Source organism: Pseudomonas sp. AK181 (assembly GCF_051122975.1).
GTDB classification, from domain to species: domain Bacteria; phylum Pseudomonadota; class Gammaproteobacteria; order Pseudomonadales; family Pseudomonadaceae; genus Aquipseudomonas; species Aquipseudomonas lactis.
Window position 1 is genome coordinate 2,370,611 of sequence record NZ_CP146348.1, and the last position, 23,939, is coordinate 2,394,549.

Sequence of the window (23,939 nt, forward strand, 5' to 3'; positions counted from 1 at the left end):
CGGCAAGTTGCAATTTTCCAGGCACCTACAGCGTCATTGGACGAAAAGTGACCGAAAAATCATGTACGGAGAGCTTTTTCGACCGGTTCTCCGTGTTAAACGCGAACCTCACCCATACCCATGAGCTGTTTTCGAACCCTCCACAGGTTTGCCAGGGCGAACAGCGTGGTCAACTGAGCCGTGTTTTTCATCAGCCCACGAAAACGTACTTTCACGTAACCAAACTGCCGCTTGATCACGCGAAACGGATGCTCGACCTTGGCCCGTGTCTGAGCCTTGCAGAACTCGATCTTGCGCTTGGCTTTGTACAGTACGCTGCGCTGGTTCAGCTTGGAATAGGTGCTGCGACGCGCTGCAATCTGCCAGATCACCCCCCGATTTTCATGCTCTTCGCGCCTTTCGACACCGGTGTAACCGGCATCTGCATACACGGCGTTTTCTTCGCCATGCAACAGTTCAGCCACCTGCGTGACATCGGCCACATTGGCAGCGGTGCCATGGACGTGATGCACCAGGCCGGACTCGACATCGGCACCGATGTGCGCCTTCATCCCGAAGAAATACTGACCGCCTTTCTTGGTCTGGTGCATCTCGGGATCACGCTTGCCTTCTTTATTTTTGGTCGAGCTGGGGGCATGAATAATGGTGGCATCGACGATGGTGCCTTGGCGCAGCGACAGGCCTTTTTCCTGCAGATAACCATTGATGACCGCAAGGATTGCCGGTGCGAGCTGATGCTTCTCCAGCAAGTGCCGGAAGTTCATGATCGTGGTGTCTTCGGGGATTGGCGCGCTCAGCGTCAGGCGTGCGAACTGGCGCATGGGCGTGATTTCGTAGAGCGCTTCTTCCATGGCCGGGTCGCTCAGGGAGAACCAGTTCTGCAACAGATGGATGCGCAGCATGGTTTCCAGAGGATAGGGTTTTCTACCGCCGCCGGCCTTGGGGTAGAACGGTTCGATCAGCTCCAGCAGGCCTGCCCAGGGCACCACCTGATCCATTTCGGCGAGGAAGCGCTCTCGGCGGGTTTGCTTGCGCTTGCCGGCGTACTCAAAGTCGGAAAAGCTCATCTGGCTCATGGGCGGCTCGGATCAGGTGTTGCGGGGATTCTCGCATAACTGAAGGCTTGTTCGGAGATTCCCCAAGCGTTGCGAGAAACTCATTGACACCATGCCACCCCCGTTTGCGTCATGGCCCCCATGGGCCGGCACTAGCCATCATGATACACGATGGCTAGTCGCTAGCACCGGCGTGTCGTCAAGGATTGCGGTGTGAATTTTGAACCTGTTTTCAAAGGGGTGTTTGGGGCAAATGGAGTACGCTGGTGCGAACCTTCTCACTGAGCACTATCCATGAACAAAGCCACCACCACTGCTGACGCACTTGAACTACTCCCTCTCAACCAGATCGCCATACGGGCGGCGATTGAGGAGGTGAGTAACTGGGTACGTCAACGCGGTTCCACCAACGTACATGACAACGTGATGGGAGCGTTGCAGACGCTTGATACCAACGCCGGAGCGATCACCAACGCCATTGAGCGTCTGCGGGATTAGATCGCAGTGTATTTTATGAAAATGTTGGGACCAGGGTTTGATGGGCATGCAGGTTGGCGGCGTGCGCACGTTGTATGTACCCGCGCACCTGGCCTATGGCGAGCGCTCGATGGGCGCGCATATCAAACCCAACAGTAACCTGCGCTTCGAAATTGAATTGCTGGAAGTGCTGACGCGGGATGATTGAAGAGGTTGAACATGGACGTTGATCTACAAGCGTTACCTGACTGCTCCCTCGAAGGCATTCGGGTGGTTGAACTACTTGGCTGCGATGAGGCTGAGCTGCAGCAGTTTTTTGAACAGGCGCCGGATTACTTCATCGCGGTGAATGGCGAACCGGCTACCCCGACCGAAGCCCGGGAGGAATTACGCGGCCAATTACCCGCTGGCTGGCATTGCAGCCGCGTGTACTGGCTGGGTTACCGCGATGCGCAGGGCCACCTGGTCGCCGTGGTGAATATCGCCGCGGATTTGCTCGCCGCCGGGGTGTGGCACATTGGGTTGCTGCTGGTGCATACGCGCTGGCACGGCAGCGGGCTGGCGCAGCGCTTGCACGCGGACCTTGAGGCCTGGGCGGTGGCGAAGGGCGCGCAGTGGCTGCGGCTGACGGTAGCGGTGGGCAATACCAGGGCCGAGCGTTTTTGGCCCAGGCTTGGCTATGTACAGGTGCGCACCCGTGAGGGCATAACGATGGGCCGGCAGGTGAATAGGGTGTCGATACAGGTCAAGCCCGTTGGCCAGGGAACCATCGACGGCTACCTGGCGTTGGTTGTGCGGGATCGACCCGGCGCACCTTAGTATGAATGGGTTTTGGCCTTATGCGCAGGCGCTGCCTGAGCGCTTCAGTTCTGGCTCTTCAACCCTTATCCCAAACTTGCCCGACAGCTCCTTTCGCCCCTTGGGCGTCACGGCCAGCGCCCGACTATCAAGGTCCTGGATAACCCATTTGCGGCTGATGACGGCCTGTAGAACAGCGGCCCCCAGTGCGCCGGCGAGGTGAGGACGGCGCATGCTCCAGTCCAGGCATGCGCAAGCGAAACGACGCCGCTGCGCCCTTACGTTTTCTACCTCGATACCGAGCCCTGTCATTGCTTTTTCGCCCGCCACGCTGAGCTGATACGTACCGTCACTTGCGTCTGGTAGGGTCAACCAGCCAGAGTCGAAAAAATAGTCGTGCAGTTGTACCGCCAAGGACCCCGCCATGTGGTCATAACAGGTTCGCGCGAGCTGCAACCGACTGGGGGTCGTCGAAACAAACCCGGTCTGAGCGTTTCGGCTGATCACCATGAGGGCTTCAATCGCTTGTGCCACATGCGCATCTGTCAGGCTGAAGTAGCGGTGCCTGCCCTGTGTGTGCAGTTTTATCAAACCGTCCTCTTTAAGCCTTGCCAAGTGTGCGCTCGCCGTGGAGGCACTGACGTCGGCGATGACGGCCAGTTCGGTACTGGTGCGGGCGTGACCGTCCATCAGCGAACACAGCATTTTCGTCCTTGCGGGTTCCGCAATCGCGCCGGCGACACGGGAAATGGCGGTGTCATTGCTGTGGGAATCCATATTTCGTTCCTGAGCGAATTGTCGATGTGACGGTTGTTCGATAGTAGCCGTTCTTTGCGAAAAGGACTGCCAAAATGACGCCGTTTGAAGCCGTTACCCATGCTGACCCCTACGATTATTACGCACGCCTCAGGCAACACAGTGAACTGGTTTTCGATGCAGATCTTGGTTTATGGATTGCCAGTGGCGCCAGCGTTGTCGAGACCATCCTGGAGCATCCCGACTGCCTTGTACGCCCACTGCACGAGCCGATTCCCGCGGCCATTGCTCAAGGCGCGGCAGGCGATATCTTTGGTCGTTTGATGCGTATGAACGAGGGGGCGCAACACCGCTGCCCCCGGATGGTTATCGAACCCGCCTTGGGCTCGCTGGGAAGCGAAAATCTCGCAGGCATTGTGGCGCAGGTTGTCGAGACATTGGATGACCCCGTCGGTAACCCGAACGAGTGGATGTTCAGGTTGCCGGTTTCGGTCATTGCGACTTTGATAGGTTTCGCACCCAGCCAGTTGCAGGAAGTCGCGCAACTGACACGGGATTTGGTCGCCTGTCTATCGCCCTTGAGCGACGAAGCTCAACTCAGTGAAGCCCATTGCGGGGCGGCTCGGCTGAGGCAGATGGTCCAAGCGCTGCTGAGTGACGACGATAAGCGTAGCGGCTTTTTGGATCGTCTTTATGGCGAATACCAAGCCTCAGCCTGGAAAGACGATGAGGCGTTGATAGCGAATCTGATCGGGCTGTTGTCACAAACCTGCGAAGCCACGGCAGGCCTGATCGGCAACGCCCTCATAGCGCTCCAACGAAACCCTGACCTGTTTGAGGGCATGCAAGCCACGCCCATGCGCGTCGCTGAGTGGGTGGCAGAGGTGGCGCGCTACGACTCACCGGTACAAAACACCCGGCGCTTCGTTGCACAGCGCTGCACAATTGGCGGCAGCGTTCTAGAGGCGGGCGATACCGTTTTGCTATTGCTTGCTGCTGCCAACCGAGATCCCGGCGCCAACCCAGACCCCGACAGCTTTTTGCTCGAACGAACTCAACGACGAACCTTCAGCTTCGGCGCAGGCAGACATCAATGCCCAGGTCAGCCCTTGGCATTGGCTATTGCCGCAGAGGTCATTTCAGCATTCTTGCATCGATGGCCAGACTCATCTGCCCTTGCTTATCGCTGGGATTATTGGCCTTCCCTTAATGGCCGCATCCCGCGGTTCTACCGTGATGAGGAGACTCAACAATGATCGCTGTTATTTTTGAAGCCTGGCCACACGAGGAGCACTACCAGCGTTATCTCGACCTCGCTGCCGAACTCAAGCCCTTGCTCGCTCAAATCGATGGCTTCATTTCAGTTGAGCGCTTCCAGAGCCTGAGTGAACCTGCAAAGCTGCTCTCCCTGTCATTCTGGCGTGACGAGGCAGCCATCCAGCAGTGGCGCAGCCTTGAGCTACATCGAGCCGCTCAATCAACAGGCCGTCGGCAGGTTTTTGCTGACTACCACCTGCGCATTGCCGAGGTAGTGCGCGATTACAGTCTCGAGGATCGTGCACAAGCGCCGACCGACAGCAGGCAGGCGCATGAGTGAAAGCAGCACACCGCCTTCTGTAGGAGCGAGCTCGCTCGCGAAAAACTCGCAGGCGCCGCGTTCATTCAGCAAGCACGCGTTATCGTTGGCGTTTTTCGCGAGCAAGCTCGTTCCCACCGTTGTTACCTGAACCCATCCTGAAGAATTTTCTTATTCACCATGCAGGCACTTTCCTACGGTTTACTCTGGCAACATCGGGGCGTAAGCTTCGCGCGTTTTCATCAATAGCGGAGACCCTCAGTGGGTACTTGTTCGAGTGACAGTCGTCGGCCGGTTTCGGTAACCGGCCTCTTGGCAAGGTAACGCGCATTTTCCAGATGCCGTTGTCTCGCCTCACAAAGCGAGAAGCGGCATCCCGGCGGTGGCCAATCCTGGCACCTGCCTGATCCCCTCTCATCGACGCTGACCAGCACCCGGGTAACGCCTGGATGCTACGGACGCGCCTGCCTGTTACGGCGGGCGGGCCAGGTTCGGCTGTGCCTGTGTGACGGGCGCGGTGTGGACGGGCAGTACCTGCACGACGGTTTTTCCTCGCGCAGGAGTTACACCATGAACCTCACGTTGCTCAAAGAGTTCTTCGCCGGTTTCCTGCGGACCCGGCATATCGCCCGGCATTTTCGCCGTCTGGCGATGCTGGAGACCGTGACCGACGCCAGCGTCAGCCGCGAAGTACCGCCCAGCCTGGCGCAGACACTGGTGGCCTCTGCCAACCGCAGCACTGTGCAATTGCTGGGCGTGCTGGGCAGCCACGCCGAGGGCCTGAGCACTCAGGAAGCCGACGCCCTGCGCGTGCAATACGGCCTCAATGAAGTCGAGCACGAGCAGCCGCTGCCGTGGTGGGTGCACCTGTGGCATTGCTACAAGAACCCCTTCAACCTGCTACTGACCCTGTTGGCGGTGATCTCCTGGCTGACCGACGACATGAAGGCCGCCACGGTGATTTTTTCCATGGTGGTGCTCTCGACCCTGTTGCGCTTCTGGCAGGAGGCCAAGTCGAACAAGGCCGCCGATGCGTTGAAGGCCATGGTGAGCAATACCGCGACGGTGCTGCGCCGCGATGCTGCCAAACGCATTGAATTGCCGATCAAGCAACTGGTGCCGGGCGATCTGATTGTGTTGTCGGCCGGCGACATGATCCCCGCGGACTGCCGCGTGCTCAGCGCCAAGGACTTGTTCGTCAGCCAGGCGGCGATGACCGGTGAATCCATGCCGGTGGAGAAGTTCGCTCATCAGCAGGACGCCCACACACGCAACCCGCTGGAGCTGGAGAATATTCTGTTCATGGGCACCAACGTGGTGTCCGGCGCCGCCACGGCGGTGGTCCTGGCCACCGGCAACAGCACGTATTTTGGTGCACTGGCGCAACGCGTCACGGCGACGGACCGTGCGGCCACCTCGTTCCAGCAGGGGGTCAACAAGGTCAGTTGGTTGCTGATTCGCTTTATGTTTGTGATGGCGCCGCTGGTGCTGTTCATCAACGGCTTTACCAAGGGCGACTGGACCGAGGCGTTGCTGTTTGCACTGTCGATTGCAGTGGGCCTGACCCCGGAAATGCTGCCCATGATCGTCACCTCGACCCTGGCCAAAGGCGCGGTGTTTCTGTCGCGCAAGAAGGTGATCGTCAAGCGCCTGGACGCGATCCAGAACTTCGGCGCCATGGACGTGCTGTGCACCGACAAGACCGGCACGCTCACCCAGGACAAGATTTTCCTGGCGCGGCATGTGGACGTGTGGGGCCAGGAGTCGGACGACGTGCTGGAAATGGCCTACCTCAACAGCTACTACCAGACCGGCTTGAAAAACCTGTTGGATGTGGCCGTGCTTGAGCATGTGGACATCCATCGCGAGCTGAAAGTCGGCACCGCGTTCCACAAGGTCGACGAGATTCCCTTCGACTTCAACCGCCGCCGCATGTCCGTGGTGGTGGCCGAGCAGCACCAACCGCACCTGTTGATCTGCAAGGGGGCGGTGGAGGAAATTTTGTCGGTATGCAACCGCGTGCGCCATGGCGACGTCGATGAAGTGCTGACCGACGAACTGCTGGCGCGCATTCGCCAGGTGACCGCAGCCTTTAACGAAGAAGGGCTGCGGGTGGTGGCGGTCGCGGCGCAGCCGATGCAGGCAGGACGAGACACCTACACCCTGGCTGATGAGAACAACCTGACGCTGATCGGCTACGTGGCGTTTCTCGACCCGCCCAAGGAAAGCACCGCACCGGCTCTCAAGGCCCTGAAGGCTCACGGCGTGGCGGTGAAAGTACTGACCGGCGACAACGAATTGGTCACGGCGAAGATCTGCCGCGAAGTGGGCCTGGAACAACAAGGCTTGCTGATGGGCAACGACATCGAAGCCATGAGCGACGCCGAACTGGCCCTGGCCGTGGAAACTACCAATGTGTTTGCCAAGCTCACCCCCAGCCACAAGGAGCGCATCGTGCGTCTGCTCAAAGCCAACGGGCATGTGGTGGGCTTTATGGGCGATGGCATCAACGATGCTCCGGCGTTGCGCACGGCGGATATCGGTATTTCGGTGGACAGTGCGGTGGACATCGCCAAGGAAGCGGCCGACATCATCCTGCTGGAGAAGAGCCTGATGATCCTGGAGGAGGGCGTGCTGGAAGGCCGGCGCACCTTCGCCAACATGCTCAAGTACATCAAGATGACCGCCAGTTCCAACTTCGGCAACGTGTTCTCGGTGTTGGTGGCCAGTGCCTTTATCCCGTTTTTGCCGATGCTGCCGATGCACCTGCTGGTGCAAAACCTGCTGTATGACATCTCGCAGATCGCGATTCCGTTCGACAACGTCGACGACGAGATGCTTGCCACGCCGCAACGCTGGCAGCCAGGCGAGGTGGGGCGCTTCATGCTGTTTTTCGGGCCGATCAGTTCGATCTTCGACATCACCACGTTCGCACTCATGTGGTATGTGTTTGATGCCAACACGCCAGACCACCAGACGCTGTTCCAGTCCGGCTGGTTTGTGGTGGGGCTGCTGACCCAGACCCTGATCGTGCACATGATCCGCACCCCGAAAATCCCGTTTCTGCAAAGCCGTGCGGCGCTGCCGTTGATGCTGATGACCGGCGTGATCATGGCCGTGGGGATTTTCCTGCCGATGGGGCCGTTGGCGCATTACTTCAAATTGCAGGCGCTGCCGTCGCTGTACTTCGTGTTCCTGCCGGTGATTTTGCTGGCGTACATGGGGCTGACCCAAGCGGTGAAAGGCTACTACATCCGCAGGTTTGGCTGGCAGTAATACAACACCGCAAAACCCTGTGGGAACCGGGCCTACTGTAATGCCCGTCAGTTAAGGTTCTGTAGGAGCGAGCTTGCTCGCGAAAAACTCGCAGACGCCGCGTCCATTCAGTAAGCACGCGTCATCGTTGACGTTTTTCGCGAGCAAGCTCGCTCCTACAGGGGCCGGCATTGTTTCAATGTGCATCTGCATTCATGGAGATTTTTTATGCAGGCAATCAACAACATCAACCTCAACTCCCTGGTCGACACCGTGGTCAGCCTCAGTGCGGCATTTATCCTCGGCGGCTTGATCGGTTTCGAACGCCAGTACCGCCAGCGCACCGCTGGCTTACGTACCAATGTGCTGGTGGCGGTAGGCGCGGCTATCTTTGTCGACATGGCCAACCGCCTGGGCGGTGCGGAAGGTGCGGTGCGCGTGGTCGCTTACGTGGTCTCGGGCATCGGCTTCCTGGGGGCGGGGGTGATCATGCGCGAAGAAGGCAATGTGCGCGGGCTCAACACGGCCGCCACCCTCTGGGCTTCGGCGGCAGTGGGCGCCTGCGCTGGCGCCGACCTGATCCTCGAAGCCTTGCTGGGTACGCTGTTTGTGCTGGCGGCCAACACCTTGCTGCGACCGATCGTCAATAACATCAACCGCCAACCTTTGGATGTGGTGTCGGCAGAGGTCACCAACATTCTTTACGTCATTGCGCGCCGCAGTCAGCAGCAGGCGGTGATGGCGTTGCTCGAAGCCGAGCTGGCACGTTGCAACTACCCGGCCAGCGATGTCGATGTACGGCCGTTCGGCAGCGACGAAGTGGAGATCGAGGCCATCCTGGCCGCCACGTCGGTGGATGGCGACGAACTGGATGCTCTGGTAGCGCGCCTCTCGACATCAACCCTGGTGGTACAGGCTTTCTGGAGCCCGAGTACCACCGACTGACCCCTATGGGCTAGCCAGGATTGGCTAAGCTTTCTTGTGGAAAAATCCTACATCTAGTCCGGATTATCCCTTCAGTTAAAACATCATTGCGTTGCTAAGGTTGGGCACTTGCGGCTGTTGGGTCGTTGAGGTCCGGCGTCCGTGGTTATGCTGAGTTAATTGAAGGGGCCAGACACGGCCTGGTTACCGTACTGATAAGGCAGCGCCGCTCGTCGGAACTGTCATTTCTCACAGGTACCCAGGTCCGGTGTGATGTGTAAGGGTATTTTGTCCACATAGGGAAGTTGTATGAGCAAAGCATTAATTGTGGATGACCATCCGTTTATCCGGGCGACGGTCAAACACCTCCTGCAGTTGGAGGGTTTTGTTGAGATTTTTCAGGCTGGGGATGGCGCAGATGCGATGCAGGTGGCCCGGGAGCAACGTCCCGAGCTGATTATCCTCGACCTGGCGATGCCCAAATTGGGTGGGTTGGAGGTCATCAGCCGGATCAAGGCGTTGGGCTTGCCGTGCAAGATTCTGGTGCTGACGTCCTACCTGGCGGTGTTCTTTTCCACCCGCTGCATGCGCGCCGGCGCCATGGGGTTCGTCGCCAAGACCGGCGAACTGGATGAGCTGCAAAAGGCTATCAAGGCGATCATGTCGGGCTACAGCTGCTTCCCCAGTTTGCCGACCAGTTCGGTGCGGCGCGACGATTTGCAAGAAACAGAACGGCAGATGATCGAATGTTTGTCTGACCGCGAACTCACCGTACTGCAGATGCTCGCCCTAGGGTTGGGCAACAAGGAAATCGCCGAGCAAATGCTGCTGAGTCACAAGACCATCAGTACCTACAAGACTCGACTCAAGGAGAAGTTGCGAATGTCCTCTGTAGTGCACTTATCCAAGTTTGCCCAGCGCAACCATCTGATCTGAACTGAAATGATCACCACCGCGTTTATCAGGTTCGTCACGATCCTTTGGATGAGCCTGTTACCTCTGATCGCGGTGGCCCTTGAAGAGCCTCACGCTTTGCGGCTGTTGGGGCACTCTCATATCGAAACCCCGCAAGTTGCGCTGGACGAGGCCGATTGGCGTTGGCTGCGTGAGCGGCGCACATTGCTGATGGGCGTTTCGGCGCCCGATTACGCACCTTTTGACTTGACCAATAACAACGACGAACTCGAAGGTATCACGGCTGATTTTGCCGCATTGGTCGGCCAGGCCCTGCATATCTCCATCGAGGTTCGGCGTTACGACACCCGCGATGAGGTGGTCGAGGCGCTGAAGCAGGGGGCGGTGGATTTCCTCGGTTCCGCCAATGGCTATGAAGCGGCTGACCCGCAACTGCTGCTGTCTCGCTCTTATGCCAACGACCAACCGACCCTGGTGACCCGCAGCGGTGACAGCCAGGTATTGAATGACGACCTGGCCGGCAAGCGCGTGGCGATGCTGTATCACTACATGCAGCCCGACGCCGTACGGGCGTTTTACCCCAAAGCCCAGTTGGAACTGTTTGCCTCGACGTTCGAAGCCATTGGCGCCGTGGCGTTTGGTCGTGCCGACGTCTACCTGGGGGATGCCATCAGCAGCAATTACCTGATCAATCGCAACCACCTCAATAATGTACGCATGGCGGATTTTTCCGGCCTGGAAGTCAATCCGTTTGCGTTTGCCGTCACCCGCGAAAATGCGCGCTTACTGCCCATCCTCAATGCCGCGTTGGAGGCGATTCCCGCCAGCGAGCAGATGGAAATCCTGCGCCGCTGGAGCGGAGGTAACCTGGGCATAATCGGTGTTGACCGGCTGCACTTGAGCGCCAGTGAACAACGCTGGGTGCAGAAAAACCCACGGGTCAGGGTCGCGGTGCTCAATGACTTCCTACCGTTATCTTTTATTGGTGGTCGAGGTCAATTCGAAGGGTTGAGTGCCGAGGTGTTATCGCGCATCAGCTTGCGCACCGGCTTGAAGTTCGATGTGGTGCCAGGCAGTTCGTTGCCGCGCCAGGTCAACATCGTGAGTGCGGGGACGGCGGACATGCTGGCGGTTATCACCCCCAGTGTGGAGCGGGCCGAAAAAGTACGCTTTACCCGGCCCTACCTGACCAACCCCTTTGTGCTGGTAACCCGTGACAGTCCACACAGCCCGCTCACGTTGGAAGAGATGGTTGGCAAACGCTTGGCCATGGTGGTCGGCAATGGCCTGCACGATGAGATAGCGCAGAATTTTCCAGGCGTGATGTTTGTCGATGTGGAGAACCCCCAGCAAGCCATGGCGCTGGTGGCCAACGGTGACGCCGACGGCGCGGTCAACTCGTTGATCAGCGCACGCTATTTGATCAGCCGGTATTACCGCGACCGCTTGCGTGTCACCAGTACGGTCGGCACTGAGCCTGCACGCGTGACCTTTGGGGTCAACCGCAGTCAATTGGAGTTGTATTCGATCCTCGACAAGGCGCTGCTGAGTATTACCCCGCAGGAAATGGACGAATTGATTGGTCAGTGGCGCAGCGAGGTCATCATCGAGGACAGTTACTGGTTGCGTTATCGCAACGTGATTCTTCAGGGCTTCGGGTTGGCGGCGCTGTTGTTGGCCGTCACGCTGGGCTGGGCCATTTACCTGCGCAGCCTGATTCGTAAGCGCCTGCAGGCCGAGCGGGCGCTGAGCGATCAGATGCGGTTCATGAGCGTATTGATCGACGGCACGCCGCACCCGATTTACGTGCGTGACCGCCAAGGACGGTTGATGGCCTGCAATAACGCCTACCTCGACGTGTTTGGCTACAAGCTTGAAGACGTGATCGGCAGGACGGTGGTGGAAACCGACGTCGAAAATTCGCCACAGGCCCAGTCGTTTCATGAGGATTACCTGCGCTTGATGGCGGGGGGCGAGCCGCAGATTCATGATCGAATACTCAAGGTGCCCAATGGCGATGTGCTGACCATCTACCAGTGGATGCTGCCGTACCGCGACGGCGACGACAAGGTGGTGGGCATGATTGCCGGTTGGGTCGACGTGAGCGAGCGGCACCGGTTGCTCGGCCAGCTACAGGAAGCCAAGGACGATGCCGACGCCGCCAATCGCGCGAAGACTACCTTCCTGGCGACCATGAGCCACGAGATCCGCACGCCCATGAACGCCGTGATCGGCATGATCGAACTGGCGTTGAAAAATGCCGAGCAGGGGCGGGTCGACCGCGACGCCTTGGAGGTGGCCTCGGTGGCTTCACGGGGCATGCTGGAGTTGATCGGCGATATTCTCGATATCGCGCGCATCGAGTCGGGGCACTTGTCGCTGACCCTGGAACCCGCCAACCTGCATGAGCTGTTGGCGTCGGTCGCGCGCGTGTTCGAGGGGCTGGCCCGCGCCAAGGGGCTGGCGCTGCAGGTTGAGCTGGACCCGTTGATCGACCGGGCGGTGCTGGTCGACCCGCTGCGATTCAAGCAGGTGGTATCGAACCTTTTGAGCAATGCCATCAAGTTCACTGCTCATGGGCAGGTCAGTCTGGTTGCGCGGGCTAAGGTCGAGGATGATCGCTTGGCCGTCCAGTTATGGGTGCAAGACACCGGCATCGGAATCAGCATCGCCGATCAGCAGCGGTTGTTCAGTGTGTTTATCCAGGGCAGCAATAACCAGCAGTCGGCACGTAGCGGGTCTGGGCTGGGGTTGGTGATCAGCCGCAGCTTGTGTGAAATGATGGGCGGCCAATTGCACTTGAGTAGCGTGTTGGGGCACGGTACTCGGGTGGACGTGACGCTGACCCTGGCCATGACCGCCACGCTGCCGGCCCCGGTTGAGCCTGCGCAAGAGGCGGCGCCTGAGGGCCGTGCGCTGAAGATTCTGGTGGTGGACGACTACCCGGCCAACCGCTTGCTGCTGGCTCGACAGTTGAGCTTTCTGGGCCACCATATCGTCACGGCCGAAGACGGTGTTCAAGGGCTTGAACAGTGGCGAACGGGGCAGTTCGACGGTGTCATTACCGATTGCAACATGCCGTTCAAGAACGGCTATCAGCTGGCACAGGAGATCCGCGCGCAAGAGCGTGAACAGGGTCTGAAACCCTGCCTGTTGCTGGGGTTCACCGCCAACGCCCAGCCGGAGGAGGCCGAGCGCTGCCGGCAGGCGGGCATGGATGGCTGCCTGTTCAAGCCAACCGGGCTTGACGACTTGCGGTCGGCGCTGGCCTCGCGTGTGGCCGACGCGGGCCCGCAGCCCGTGGCGACATTTGACTTGAGCACATTGATCGCGCTGACCGGCGATGATCACGCTGCGCTTGTCGAATTGCTGGCGCCGTTGCTCGAAAGCCTGGAGGCAGACCGTGCCTTGCTGCCACGCCTGGCCAGCCAGGCAGACTTCGCCAAGCTGCACGACCTGGCTCACCGTGCCAAGGGCGGCGCGCGGATGGTCAAGGCAAACCTATTGATCGGTGGGTGTGAAGCATTGGAGGCAGTGTGTGAACAGCGCGACCGTCAGGCATTGGGGCCAGCGGTTGAGGGCGTGGCTGAAGCGATCGATGTTTTGCGTCATGGCTTGAGCGCTTATTGCAATCAGCCTTGACTGCGGTTGATCGCCATTCGGGGAATTTGGGAAAACTCTTACGCGAACCGGGAACATGCCTGATTTTGTCGTCGGCATATGTCTGGAAAATGGGCAACGCTCACTGCCGAGCACTGCCTGCCAGGGGTTTGCCATGCCGAACAAAGCACTGACCATCCTGATTGCCGATGAACAGCATCTGCAACGCCTGTACATCGAGAAAATGCTCAACCAGTTGGGTTATTACCGGATCGTGCCGGTGCAAACGTTCGAAGAGGTGCGGATTCTTACCGCCATTCCTGCCGAACCCTTCGATGTACTGATAATCCATGCCGGGCTCATGGCCCAAGCCTATGAGCCTCAACCCCAGGTGCGTCATGTGCTGGTCTACGAACATCTGGACCTGGGCGCCCCTTGCGGTGTAACGCCGGCCGTGCGGGTGCGCCTGCCGGGCGTGCCGGACCACGTCAACCTCGAACACTTCATGGACATCGTCGACCCCTGCGAGACTGCCCACGGCCTGCGGGTGTTGCCGTGGCTGCGGGAGCTGTCCCGCATGCCGGTGGCCCGGGCATAACCTCACTGGGCCTGTGGCGAGGGAGCAAGCTCCCTCCCATATGTTGATTTTCACCGATCAGTCGGCTTTGCCGTGCTCCCGCAACCGCTCGGCGGCACTGCGTAACAACTGCTCGGTCCCGTCCCAACCCAGGCAACCATCGGTCACTGACACGCCGTATTTCATCGACGCGCTCAGCGGCTGGCAGCCTTCGAACAGGTGACTCTCAAGCATCATGCCCACCAGGGAGGTATCACCTTGCAGCCGCTGCTCCAGCACGTCATTGAATACCGCTGGTTGGCGCAGTGGGTTCTTGCCGCTGTTGGCATGGCTGCAGTCGACCATGATCCGCGCCGCCACTTTGGACTGGGCCAGATCATGCTTTACGTCTGCCACGCTTTGCGCATCGTAGTTCGGCCCACGGTGGCCGCCGCGCAGCACCAGGTGAGTGTCGGGGTTGCCGGGCGTCTGGATGATCGCAGGGTGGCCCTGGCTGTCGACGCCGAAATGGCGATGCGGGTGAGACGCTGAGCGCATCGCATCACAGGCAATGGCGACGCCGCCGTCGGTGCCGTTCTTGAAACCCACGGGCATGCCCAGGCCGCTGGCCATTTCGCGGTGAATCTGCGATTCGGTGGTGCGTGCGCCAATGGCGACCCACGTGAGCAAGTCATCGAAGTAGCCGGCCGCCATGGGCTGCAGCAACTCGGTGGCGACCGGCAGGCCCAGGCGCAGCATTTCACGCATCAGCTCGCGGGACAGGGTCAGGCCGGCGGCCATGTCATCGCTGCCGTCCAGGTGCGGATCGTAGGCCAGGCCTTTCCAACCCACTGTGGTGCGCGGTTTTTCGACGTAGGCACGGATCACCAGCAGCATCTGGTCGCTGACTTCAAGCGCGAGCTTCTTCAGATTGCGTGCGTATTCCATGGCCGATTCCGGGTCGTGGATCGAGCACGGGCCTACAATCACCAGCAAGCGTGAGTCTTCACCATTGAGGATGGCGCGCACGGCTTGGCGATGGGCGTGGACTTGTTCATTGAGGAACGGGCTGAGCGGCAGTTGATGCTTGAGCTCAAGGGAGCTGGGCAAACGCTGGGTCAGGGCTTCATTGGCACTGTTGAGGGTAGAAACGGGCAAAGCGGCGACGGAGGAGTTCATATTCAAGGCTTCCTGGGCAAGCGGCGGGCGATTCCCGCACGCTTGGCCTACTGGGGTGTTCGACAATTGGCCGTATCGGCTACGTGTGTTGGCTTGCCACCACGGGGTGACCGGTCGGAGGCGGCAGGCTGTCCCGAACGGAGCTGGCTAAATCGCCATGCAGTGCAAGTGTCGTAGCGGTAATAGGTGGTGAAGTTCATGGTGTGTTTCCTTTAAGTGATCGTGAGCAAACAGGTTGTTAGGCGCTAAAAAAACAAAACCCCCGGTCGGGGAGCCGACCGGGGGTTTAGATTTCTCTGGTAGGCGACCCCTTGAGTAGTGGGCGCCGATTTCAGGTATCAGGCGCGCCAGTGGCTAAACCAATACCCAAAATAAAAGCCAGCCAGTGCGCTCGAACCGTTCACACGGGTAGCCGACACCGAGCGCAAAGCGCTGGCAGCAGGGCAAACCTGAGTGTGGGTGAGTGGCAACATGGGGCTCTCCAAATGATGGGGGGAGCTTACTAGAGGCGTGCAGGTGGATTCAATCAGTAATTTCTATTGCGTGGCGGTACTTACCGCTATGGGCAACGCTGGACCTGTGGCGAGGGAGCTTGCTCCCGTGACGGACTGGCAGGCGACGCTGATCTAGCTGACGCACCGCGATCCAAATGTGGGAGCTGGCTTGCCTGCGATGGCGGCCTGACAGTCAACACAGTTGGATTGTGTACATATCCATTGCTGCGGCAACGGCCGCTTAGGGTTCCGCCCTGACGGCGGCTCACTTTTGAAAAGCGCAAAAGTAAGCAAAACGCTCTTGCCCCACCACTCGGCACCTCGCTTAGGCTCGGTGTGCCCGTAATCCGCCAGTGATTTGGGGGGCCGCCGCCACGCGCCATCCATGGCGCGGGGCGGCTAAACCGGCATCCCTGCCGGTTTACCCCCCAAATCACTGTCGAATTCCGGCCAGCGTGGTTTGACGGGGCGCCTAAGATCAAGATCAACAGCAGATCAAGAGCGACTCGCTTCGCATCGTAGTTACCGTCCGCTGCTACAGTCCGCTAAGTTGTGTAGATACCTATGCCGCTATGGGGCAAGTGTGGATATGCTGACGGCTCTCAAACAATGATTGCCAGGACGCGACCATGACTGCCTTGACCCTTGCTGCGGCGCAAACCGTTTCCATCCCGGGCGATGTCGCTGCCAATATCCAGCGGCACCTGGCGTTGATGCGGGCCGCGGCTGAACAGGGCGTGCAATGCCTGGTGTTTCCAGAACTGTCACTGACCGGCTACGAGCCGTTCCTGGCGGCCGACTTGGCCATCGACCCGCAAGAGGTCGTGTTGGCGCCGTTGCGTGAGCTGGCGCGGGAGCTGCGGTTGACGGCCGTGGTGGGCATGCCGGTGCGGTTGGCGCCACAAGCAGGCGTGCTGATCGGCGCGTTGGTGCTGGGGGCGGACGGCTCAGTAGGCGTCTACACCAAGCAACACTTGCACCCCGGTGAGGAGCTGGCATTTGCTGCGGGGCAGGGCGGCGAGGTCTTGGCATTCGGAGATGACCGCATAGCATTGGCGGTGTGCGCGGACTTTTCCCAGGCCAGCCATCCACGTCAAGCGGCGGCAGCGGGCGCCACGGTGTATGCCGCAAGCGTACTGATCAGCGAGGGAGGCTACGCGGCCGACAGTGCTTTGCTTGAAGGCTATGCGGCCGAGGATGGCCTGTTGGTGCTGATGGCTAACCACGGTGGCCCGTCCGGAGGCTGGGCCTGTGCTGGCCGCAGTGCGATCTGGACCGCCGATGGCAACTTGCTTGTTGCCGCCCCCGGTGTCGGCGAGGCGTTGGTGATCGCCCGTCGCGAGGGCGGGCAGTGGACTGGCCAAGTGGTAGCCCTCTGAATGAGGTTTCATTTGCGCCGGGCCACCGAGCAGGACCTGCCGTTTGCCCGCACACTGACCCGGGAGGCCATGAGCCATTACTACCGTCAGAACGGCTTGTTGTGGTCCAACGACGGCTTCGACGTGGCCTGGGCGGGCCGCGAGAACTGGCTGATCTGCAACGATGACGGCGTCATGGGCTTTATCAGCCTGAGCCGCGACGGCAAGGCCCTGTATATCCGCGAGCTGCACCTGCTGGCGTGCTGCCGCAAGCAGGGCGCGGGCAGTTGGGTGCTGGCGCAAATGGTGCTCAAGGCACGCGTCGAGGGCCTGGGCTTTCTACGGTTGACGGTGTTCAAGACCAACCCGGCAAGGAGGCTGTATCAGCGCCTGGGGTTGAGCATTGTCGGTGAAGAGGATGGCTTCTGGCGGATGGAGCGTGAGTGTCGCGCACTCACATCGGACTAAAACAGGCACGTCCTACAAATAAGCGCATACTGCTGTCAGCTAGTGCTTTGTTCATCGTGGGATTGAGCTTCAGGCTCATCCACGATAACGCCCTCTTTCATGCCCAGAAGTACCGCCACTTTATGGGCTTCTCCACGTCGTCCTTTTTTTCGCCCGGCGAGCACTTGATAGGTGGTTGCCGGATCTACGCCATGCTCCCGGGCGAACGCTTGAACTGACTTTCCTTGATGTTCCAGCCAGGCCTTGGCTTGTGCAGCAGTACGGATTCCGGGCATAGTTCAAAACCGTTCAAGTTTGTTTAACGAAGTAATGGTGTGACACCTCTTGGGGTGTGCCAATTTAGGATCATACATCCAAATGAGTGGAATCGGTTCGCGCTTAAGGCAAGAAAGAGAGCGACTTGGCCTGTCGCAGAAAGTTTTTGGAGAAATTGGAGGCGTTGAAGCGAACGCCCAAGGCAAATATGAAAGTGGTGGTCGTGCACCCAAGGCCGATTATTTGTCACGCGTCGCCGAAAAAGGCGTGGATATCCTGTACGTGTTGACCGGCAGCCCAACGCCGATCCAGCTGGATAACCTGAGCAAGATCGAAGAAAAAGTGCTGGGCAATTACCGAGCGATGTTCAAGGAAGACCAGGATGCAATCCGTCGATTGACCAGTACCTTGGCCGAGCATTCATCCGCGGTGAACGGAAAAGCCAAGCCGCACCCCCAGGAATCCTGACCTTTAACCCAGGAAACACGGCTGTTCGCCACCTGGCGAACAGCCCCAACGCGTTGAATCTCTATATATATGACACTTGCAACTAGGTCTGCGCCTTGGTTTTTTGCTAAGGTGTTCAGCAACCTATAAGACCATATCGCGAGGTGTCTGCTTGATTAGGGTGCTAGTAGTCGATGACCATGATCTCGTTCGTACAGGTATTACACGAATGCTGGCTGACATCGACGGCCTGCAAGTAGTCGGCCAGGCGGAGTCGGGGGAGGAATCCCTGATCAAGGCCCGGGAGTTGAAGCCCGATGTGGTGCTGATGGACGTCAAGATGCCTGGGATTGGCGGTCTTGGTGCCACGACCAAGCTATTGCGCAGCCATCCGGACATCAAGGTCGTGGTGGTCACGGTGTGCGAGGAAGACCCGTTCCCCACCCGTTTGCTGCAAGCCGGTGCCGCCGGCTACCTCACCAAGGGCGCAGGCCTGGCCGAAATGGTGCAAGCCATTCGCCTGGTATTTGCTGGCCAGCGTTACATCAGCCCGCAGATTGCCCAGCAATTGGCCATCAAATCGTTTCAGCCCACCAGCGATTCGCCGTTTGATGCGTTGTCGGAGCGGGAAATCCAGATCGCCCTGATGATCGTCGGTTGCCAGAAGGTGCAGACCATCTCTGACAAGCTGTGCCTGTCGCCCAAGACCGTCAATACCTACCGTTATCGTATCTTCGAGAAGCTTGCCATCAGCAGTGATGTTGAATTGACCCTGCTCGCGGTGCGCCACGGCATGGTGGACGCCAGCGCCTGACATGACCACACCGTTTGATCCCAGTGCCTTTCTCTCCACCTGCAGTGGCCGCCCCGGCGTGTACCGCATGTTCGACAGCGAGGCGCGCCTGCTTTACGTGGGCAAAGCCAAGAACCTGAAGAGCCGTCTGGCGAGCTACTTTCGCAAGACCGGCCTTGCGCCGAAAACCGCCGCCCTGGTGGGGCGTATCGCCCAGGTCGAAACCACCATCACCGCCAATGAAACCGAAGCGCTGCTGCTTGAGCAGACGCTGATCAAGGAATGGCGGCCGCCTTACAACATCCTGCTACGTGACGATAAATCCTACCCTTACGTATTTTTATCGGACGGCAATTTTCCACGCCTGAGCATTCACCGCGGGGCAAAAAAGCAGAAGGGCAAGTACTTCGGGCCTTACCCCAGCGCCGGGGCGATTCGTGAAAGCCTGAGCCTGCTGCAAAAAACCTTTTTTGTGCGCCAGTGCGAAGACAGCTTCTACAAGAACCGCACACGGCCATGCCTGCAATACCAGATCAAGCGATGCAAGGCGCCTTGTGTGGGCCTGGTGGAACCTGCGGAGTACGCCGAGGATGTGCGCCACTCGGTGATGTTCCTCGAAGGGCGCAGCAACGCGCTCACCGATGAGCTCTCTGGAGCCATGGAGCAGGCCGCCAGCACCCTGGATTTCGAAAAGGCTGCCGAACTGCGTGACCAGATCTCCCTGCTGCGCCGTGTCCAGGACCAGCAAAGCATGGAAGGCGGCACCGGTGACGTCGACGTGATCGCCGCGTTCGTCAACCCGGGCGGCGCCTGTGTGCACCTGATCAGCGTGCGTGGCGGGCGGGTGTTGGGGAGCAAGAACTTCTTTCCGCAGACCGGTATCGACGAAGACGTGGCGGAGGTCATGGCTGCGTTCCTTGGCCACTATTACGTCAGCAGCCCTGAGCGCGACCTGCCGTCGGAGCTGATCGTCAACGTGGTGCACGAAGACTTCCCCACCTTGATCGAAGCGATCCACGAGCTGCGCGGCCGCGAGCTGGACATCAGCCACCGCGTACGCGGCACCCGTGCCCGCTGGCAGCAACTGGCCGTGACCAACGCCGAACAGGCCCTGGGCGCGCGGCTGGCGAACCGACAGCACGTCGCTGCACGCTTCGACGCGCTGGCCGAAGTGCTCAACCTGGACGAGCCGCCCCAGCGCCTGGAGTGCTACGACATCAGCCACTCCAGCGGCGAGGCCACTGTGGCCTCTTGCGTGGTATTCGGGCCGGAAGGGCCGATCAAGGCCGACTACCGGCGCTACAACATCGAAGGCGTTACCGCAGGCGATGACTACGCCGCCATGCACCAGGCGCTCACGCGGCGTTTCAGCAAGTTGAAGGACGGGGAGGGCAAGTTGCCCGATATCCTGCTGGTAGACGGCGGCAAGGGCCAGTTGTCCATGGCCCGTGACGTGCTCAACGAACTGGCGGTGCCCGACCTGATCCTGCTCGGCGTCGCCAAGGGCACCACGCGCAAGGCTGGTTTTGAAACGTTGTACTTGAATGATGCCGCCCATGAGTTCACTTTGAAGGGCGACTCACCCGCACTGCACCTGATTCAACAAATCCGCGACGAAGCGCACCGTTTCGCCATTACCGGCCACCGTGCCCGCCGTGGCAAAACCCGGCGAACCTCAACCCTGGAAGGGGTTGCGGGGGTAGGCCCGACGCGCCGTCGTGACTTGCTTAAACATTTTGGTGGCTTGCAGGAGCTGTCCCGTGCCAGCATTGACGAGATAGCCAAAGCACCCGGTATCAGTAAAAAGCTCGCTGAGCTGATTTATGCAAACCTGCACAGCGAATAGAATGCCTTCTCACCTCGTAGCCAGTTGTGCCGATGAATATCCCTAATCTGATTACCGTTCTACGCGTCCTGCTTATCCCGATTTTCATTCTGTTGTTCTATTTGCCGTATGAATGGAGCTACATCGCCTCCAGTTCGGTATTCGCCTTCGCAGCCGCCACCGACTGGCTCGACGGCTACCTGGCACGCCGCCTGGAACAGAGCACGCCCTTCGGCGCGTTCCTCGACCCTGTGGCCGACAAGCTCATGGTGGCCGTTGCCCTGGTTCTGCTGGTACAGGAACACGGCAACCTGTGGCTGACCCTGCCAGCCGCCGTGATCATCGGCCGCGAGATCGTCGTCTCGGCCCTGCGCGAATGGATGGCCGAAATCGGCGCCCGCGCCCACGTCGCCGTCTCCAACATGGGCAAATGGAAAACCGCCGCGCAGATGCTCGCGCTGGTCATCCTGCTGGCTAACCCGTCGGACTTCACATTCTGGGTACTCACCGGCTACGCCTTGCTGCTCATCGCCGCCGGCCTGACCCTGTGGTCCATGCTGCAATACCTGCGCGCTGCCTGGCCTCATCTGCGCACGACCGTTGAAAAGAAATAAAACTTTTTTGAATCAAGGGGTTGACGGGTGCTGAGGATTCTATAGAATGCGCATCACCAAGCGGGAATAGCTCAGTTGGTAGAGCACGACCTTGCCAAGGTCGGGGTCGCGAGTTCGAGTCTCGTTTCCCGCTCCAAACGTTAAAGAAAAAGCCACTCAATTGAGTGGCTTTTTTTTGCCTGTGATTTACGGAATAGACGCTTAGGCGTCTTTTTTTGTTTGTATGCAAAACCACTGGAATCCAGGGTAATCCGGTACGTTTAAGTATCGATTTAAGTACTGTCTAACGGACAGACTCGAATCCGCATTGTTGCTGGACTCTCCCAGGTCGCCAGACGGGCATCCTGCGTTTGGCTGCCAGCCTCGGTCGCCTAGGGTTCTGGGCATTGCCCTGAGTAGCCTCGAGTTTAGGCGCTGATTTTTCCTATGGATTTCCTGGTGTGGGCTTACCTATCTACAGCTTTGTTGGGATCAGCAGCGCAATGTGGCGATGCTCGTCCGCGCTGGCCGCTTTTTGCCAAGCGTTAACGCTAACCAAATTCTGACTGGGCACGATACTTACGCAAGACCTACCGCCCCAAGGGTACTCACAGGAGGTTATCGTCACACCTGCCCACCCAACCTAGACTTCACGCGGGTTCTTCACTCAACAATTGAGAGTAAAACATGCGCTTACGAGATCTGGGCATTGTGATTGGCAAGGGCACACCGGGGGCGTTCAACGCCATCACTGATGTGCCTGGCGTGCGCGTTGGCCACCACACCCTCAATGCCGAAAGTATCGATGGCTCTATGCATACCGGCGTGACCATCATCGAGCCGCGCCCAGTCGCGGCCCATCTGGCCCCGTGTTTCGCCGGTGTTCACGTACTGAACGGCAATGGTGATGCCACCGGCCTGGAGTGGATACGCGAAGCAGGTTTACTGACCACGCCCATTGCCTACACCAACACCCATAGCGTTGGTGTGGTGCGCGATGCACTGGTGGCCGCCGAGCGTGAAATGGGCAAGCAGCATACCTACTGGTGCATGCCGGTGGTGCTGGAAACCTACGATGGCATTTTGAGCGATATCTGGGACCAGCACGTCACTGCCGAGCATGTGCAGGCAGCCTTGGCGGATGCGCGCAGCGGCCCGGTGCAGGAAGGCTGTGTGGGTGGTGGCAACGGCATGATCTGTCATGAATTCAAAGGTGGGATTGGTACGTCGTCTCGCGTGCTGAGCGCCGAAGAGGGCAGCTGGACCGTAGGTGCCCTGGTGCAGGCCAACTACGGCGCACGCAGCGCACTGCGCGTGGCCGGTTACCCGGTCGGCAGCGTATTGCAAGACACGCCTTCTCCCTATGACGGCCCGGTTAATGTGGGCGTGCCTGGCATGGGGTCCATCGTGATCACCATTGCCACGGATGCGCCCTTGCTGCCGCATCAATGCACTCGCCTGGCACAGCGCGCGAGTATCGGCTTGGCACGGGTTGGTGGCGGTACCGAGGACGACAGCGGCGACATTTTCATCGCGTTTTCGGTAGGCAATGCCGGTTTGCCGGTTGCCAATCTCGGGCAACCCGGCCCGCCGACGACGGCCTTGCAGATGGTCAATAACGACTACATCTCCGCGCTGTTTGTGGCCGCAGCGGACGCCGTCGAAGAGGCGATCCTCAACGCTCTATTGGCCGCCAAGGACCTGCAGGGCCGTGGCCGGCAAGCGCTGGCGCTCAAGCCTGAGCAGTTGCTGGCAGCGATGGCGAAAGTAGGTTGGACGGCCGCGGTTCATTCCTGAGCCTGAAGGAACAACAGGAATAACTCGGACTGGGATTTGATCCCCAGCTTGTTATACATATGCTTGCGGTGCACCTTGACCGTTTCGGCAGAGATCGCCAGCTTGCGGGCGATCTCTTTGTTTGAGCAGCCGCTGAGCATCAATTGCGCCACCTCGGCCTCACGGCTCGACAACGCAGCGCTGATCTGCAGCGTCGGGGACAGGAGGCGCTCCTGCCAGTCCGGCGCAGGCTCCGCTGGCGCCGGGCTGCTCGATGCGTGTTCAAACACGCAGCGCTGGCGCATCAGGCCGGCTACCCAGGGCTGGATCAACCGCAGCAATGCCAGTTGCTCCTGGCTGAAGCGGCAACGGCTGCCCAACGAAAGGCTCAGGGTGCGCTGGGGGTCGAGTTGCACATTGAGGTGGATCTCATCGGCGACCACGTTCAGGCGAAAGTAGCGCTGGTAATAGTCGGTCTGCTCAAAACATTCAGGGGCGACATCGTCCAGTTGAAACAGCCCACTTCTCGGTGATTCGCGATTGGCCAGGTAAAAGGGGTCGAGCAGGTAAAGCCCCTTGAGGTAGTCCTGGAACAGCGAGTCGGTGCCGCCTTCCTCCGTAGGCGATTCAGCCAGAACCAATGGCCTGCCAGGGTTGAAGATCAGCACCACCCAGCTGTCCACCGGTACATAGCGCCCGAGCAAACGCGCCATGGAGGCCCAGAAGTGCGGTTGGTCGAGGTTTTCAATCAACCGCCCGACCGCGTCATGCCAGGCCACATCCTGCAAGGTCAAACTGCTCTGACTACCCATTGCGGGGTACCCCATTGAAGTGATTTT

At 59.4% G+C, this 23,939-nt stretch carries 21 protein-coding genes, 1 tRNA gene and 1 pseudogene; 18 read left to right on the plus strand and 5 right to left on the minus strand.

From position 1 onward, the window contains the following. Nucleotides 1–95: 95 nt before the first annotated feature. A complete protein-coding gene (locus V8689_RS11365) occupies nucleotides 96–1,076 on the minus strand; it encodes an IS5-like element ISPa41 family transposase (RefSeq protein ID WP_014003920.1) in 981 nt (326 codons plus the stop codon). A 273-nt stretch (nucleotides 1,077–1,349) separates the two neighbouring features. On the opposite strand from V8689_RS11365, the gene V8689_RS11370 reads away from it, so the two are divergent. The 3 genes and pseudogenes from V8689_RS11370 (at nucleotide 1,350) to V8689_RS11380 (ending at nucleotide 2,351) form a co-directional block, all read left to right on the plus strand. Continuing rightward, a complete protein-coding gene (locus V8689_RS11370) occupies nucleotides 1,350–1,553 on the plus strand; it encodes a hypothetical protein (RefSeq protein ID WP_081089408.1) in 204 nt (67 codons plus the stop codon). Nucleotides 1,554–1,572: 19 nt separating this feature from the next. Further along, a pseudogene (locus tag V8689_RS11375) lies at nucleotides 1,573–1,740 on the plus strand (FKBP-type peptidyl-prolyl cis-trans isomerase); the annotation flags it as partial. A gap of 11 nt (nucleotides 1,741–1,751) precedes the next feature. Then, on the plus strand, nucleotides 1,752–2,351 hold the full coding sequence (locus V8689_RS11380; protein ID WP_056787634.1) for a GNAT family N-acetyltransferase: 600 nt from the start codon (nucleotides 1,752–1,754) through the stop codon (nucleotides 2,349–2,351). A gap of 18 nt (nucleotides 2,352–2,369) precedes the next feature. Here the strand turns inward: V8689_RS11380 and V8689_RS11385 are convergent, their stop codons facing one another. Next, nucleotides 2,370–3,107 (minus strand): ArsR/SmtB family transcription factor, encoded by a 738-nt coding sequence (locus V8689_RS11385; protein WP_056787631.1) that lies wholly within the window; start codon nucleotides 3,105–3,107, stop codon nucleotides 2,370–2,372. Nucleotides 3,108–3,181: 74 nt separating this feature from the next. On the opposite strand from V8689_RS11385, the gene V8689_RS11390 reads away from it, so the two are divergent. From V8689_RS11390 to V8689_RS11420, 7 genes are all read left to right on the plus strand, one after another. Beyond that, nucleotides 3,182–4,342, plus strand: coding sequence for a cytochrome P450 (locus V8689_RS11390; protein ID WP_056787628.1), 1,161 nt, complete (start codon nucleotides 3,182–3,184; stop codon nucleotides 4,340–4,342). Beyond that, nucleotides 4,339–4,683: an antibiotic biosynthesis monooxygenase family protein gene (locus V8689_RS11395; protein ID WP_056787626.1), complete on the plus strand. Its 345-nt coding sequence runs from the start codon at nucleotides 4,339–4,341 to the stop codon at nucleotides 4,681–4,683. The genes V8689_RS11390 and V8689_RS11395 overlap by 4 nt, the downstream gene beginning before the upstream one ends. A 549-nt stretch (nucleotides 4,684–5,232) precedes the next feature. Continuing rightward, complete coding sequence (gene mgtA, locus V8689_RS11400) at nucleotides 5,233–7,938, plus strand: magnesium-translocating P-type ATPase (RefSeq protein ID WP_056787623.1); 2,706 nt, start codon at nucleotides 5,233–5,235, stop codon at nucleotides 7,936–7,938. A gap of 207 nt (nucleotides 7,939–8,145) precedes the next feature. After that, entirely contained in the window at nucleotides 8,146–8,862 is a 717-nt protein-coding gene (locus V8689_RS11405) for an MgtC/SapB family protein (protein ID WP_019821435.1), read from the plus strand. A gap of 288 nt (nucleotides 8,863–9,150) precedes the next feature. Continuing rightward, a complete protein-coding gene (locus tag V8689_RS11410) occupies nucleotides 9,151–9,777 on the plus strand; it encodes a response regulator transcription factor (protein ID WP_056787620.1) in 627 nt (208 codons plus the stop codon). A gap of 6 nt (nucleotides 9,778–9,783) precedes the next feature. Beyond that, on the plus strand, nucleotides 9,784–13,398 hold the full coding sequence (locus tag V8689_RS11415; RefSeq protein WP_060766070.1) for a transporter substrate-binding domain-containing protein: 3,615 nt from the start codon (nucleotides 9,784–9,786) through the stop codon (nucleotides 13,396–13,398). 133 nt (nucleotides 13,399–13,531) lie between these two features. Next, nucleotides 13,532–13,954 carry a hypothetical protein gene (locus V8689_RS11420; protein ID WP_056787614.1) on the plus strand — a complete coding sequence of 141 codons (423 nt, stop codon included), beginning with the start codon at nucleotides 13,532–13,534 and terminating at the stop codon, nucleotides 13,952–13,954. A 57-nt stretch (nucleotides 13,955–14,011) separates the two neighbouring features. Here V8689_RS11420 and V8689_RS11425 read toward each other — a convergent pair whose 3' ends face one another. Further along, on the minus strand, nucleotides 14,012–15,091 hold the full coding sequence (locus tag V8689_RS11425; RefSeq protein ID WP_056787611.1) for a 3-deoxy-7-phosphoheptulonate synthase: 1,080 nt from the start codon (nucleotides 15,089–15,091) through the stop codon (nucleotides 14,012–14,014). A 1,123-nt stretch (nucleotides 15,092–16,214) separates the two neighbouring features. On the opposite strand from V8689_RS11425, the gene V8689_RS11430 reads away from it, so the two are divergent. Beyond that, complete coding sequence (locus V8689_RS11430; protein WP_056787608.1) at nucleotides 16,215–16,964, plus strand: carbon-nitrogen hydrolase family protein; 750 nt, start codon at nucleotides 16,215–16,217, stop codon at nucleotides 16,962–16,964. Further along, nucleotides 16,965–17,411, plus strand: coding sequence for a GNAT family N-acetyltransferase (locus tag V8689_RS11435; protein ID WP_056787605.1), 447 nt, complete (start codon nucleotides 16,965–16,967; stop codon nucleotides 17,409–17,411). A gap of 35 nt (nucleotides 17,412–17,446) precedes the next feature. On the opposite strand, the gene V8689_RS11440 is transcribed toward V8689_RS11435, so the two are convergent. Beyond that, nucleotides 17,447–17,686, minus strand: a complete 240-nt coding sequence (locus V8689_RS11440) for a DNA-binding protein (RefSeq protein ID WP_044273192.1) — start codon at nucleotides 17,684–17,686, stop codon at nucleotides 17,447–17,449. 82 nt (nucleotides 17,687–17,768) lie between these two features. Here V8689_RS11440 and V8689_RS11445 point away from each other — a divergent pair, with 82 nt between their 5' ends. The 6 genes from V8689_RS11445 to V8689_RS11470 all read left to right on the plus strand — a co-directional run bounded on the left by V8689_RS11445 (nucleotide 17,769) and on the right by V8689_RS11470 (nucleotide 23,121). Continuing rightward, nucleotides 17,769–18,134, plus strand: a complete 366-nt coding sequence (locus V8689_RS11445) for a helix-turn-helix domain-containing protein (protein WP_056787600.1) — start codon at nucleotides 17,769–17,771, stop codon at nucleotides 18,132–18,134. 151 nt (nucleotides 18,135–18,285) lie between these two features. Further along, nucleotides 18,286–18,927: a response regulator transcription factor GacA gene (gene gacA, locus V8689_RS11450; protein ID WP_003190387.1), complete on the plus strand. Its 642-nt coding sequence runs from the start codon at nucleotides 18,286–18,288 to the stop codon at nucleotides 18,925–18,927. 1 nt (nucleotide 18,928) lies between these two features. Next, nucleotides 18,929–20,752 carry an excinuclease ABC subunit UvrC gene (gene uvrC / locus V8689_RS11455; protein WP_056787597.1) on the plus strand — a complete coding sequence of 608 codons (1,824 nt, stop codon included), beginning with the start codon at nucleotides 18,929–18,931 and terminating at the stop codon, nucleotides 20,750–20,752. A 32-nt stretch (nucleotides 20,753–20,784) separates the two neighbouring features. Next, nucleotides 20,785–21,345, plus strand: a complete 561-nt coding sequence (gene pgsA, locus V8689_RS11460) for a CDP-diacylglycerol--glycerol-3-phosphate 3-phosphatidyltransferase (RefSeq protein ID WP_032892416.1) — start codon at nucleotides 20,785–20,787, stop codon at nucleotides 21,343–21,345. 60 nt (nucleotides 21,346–21,405) lie between these two features. Beyond that, nucleotides 21,406–21,481, plus strand: a tRNA-Gly gene (locus tag V8689_RS11465). 530 nt (nucleotides 21,482–22,011) lie between these two features. Continuing rightward, complete coding sequence (locus V8689_RS11470; RefSeq protein ID WP_056787592.1) at nucleotides 22,012–23,121, plus strand: P1 family peptidase; 1,110 nt, start codon at nucleotides 22,012–22,014, stop codon at nucleotides 23,119–23,121. Here the strand turns inward: V8689_RS11470 and V8689_RS11475 are convergent. Then, complete coding sequence (locus V8689_RS11475) at nucleotides 23,112–23,912, minus strand: response regulator transcription factor (RefSeq protein WP_056787589.1); 801 nt, start codon at nucleotides 23,910–23,912, stop codon at nucleotides 23,112–23,114. The two genes, V8689_RS11470 and V8689_RS11475, sit on opposite strands and share 10 nt — an antisense overlap. Between the last annotated feature and the right edge of the window lie 27 nt (nucleotides 23,913–23,939).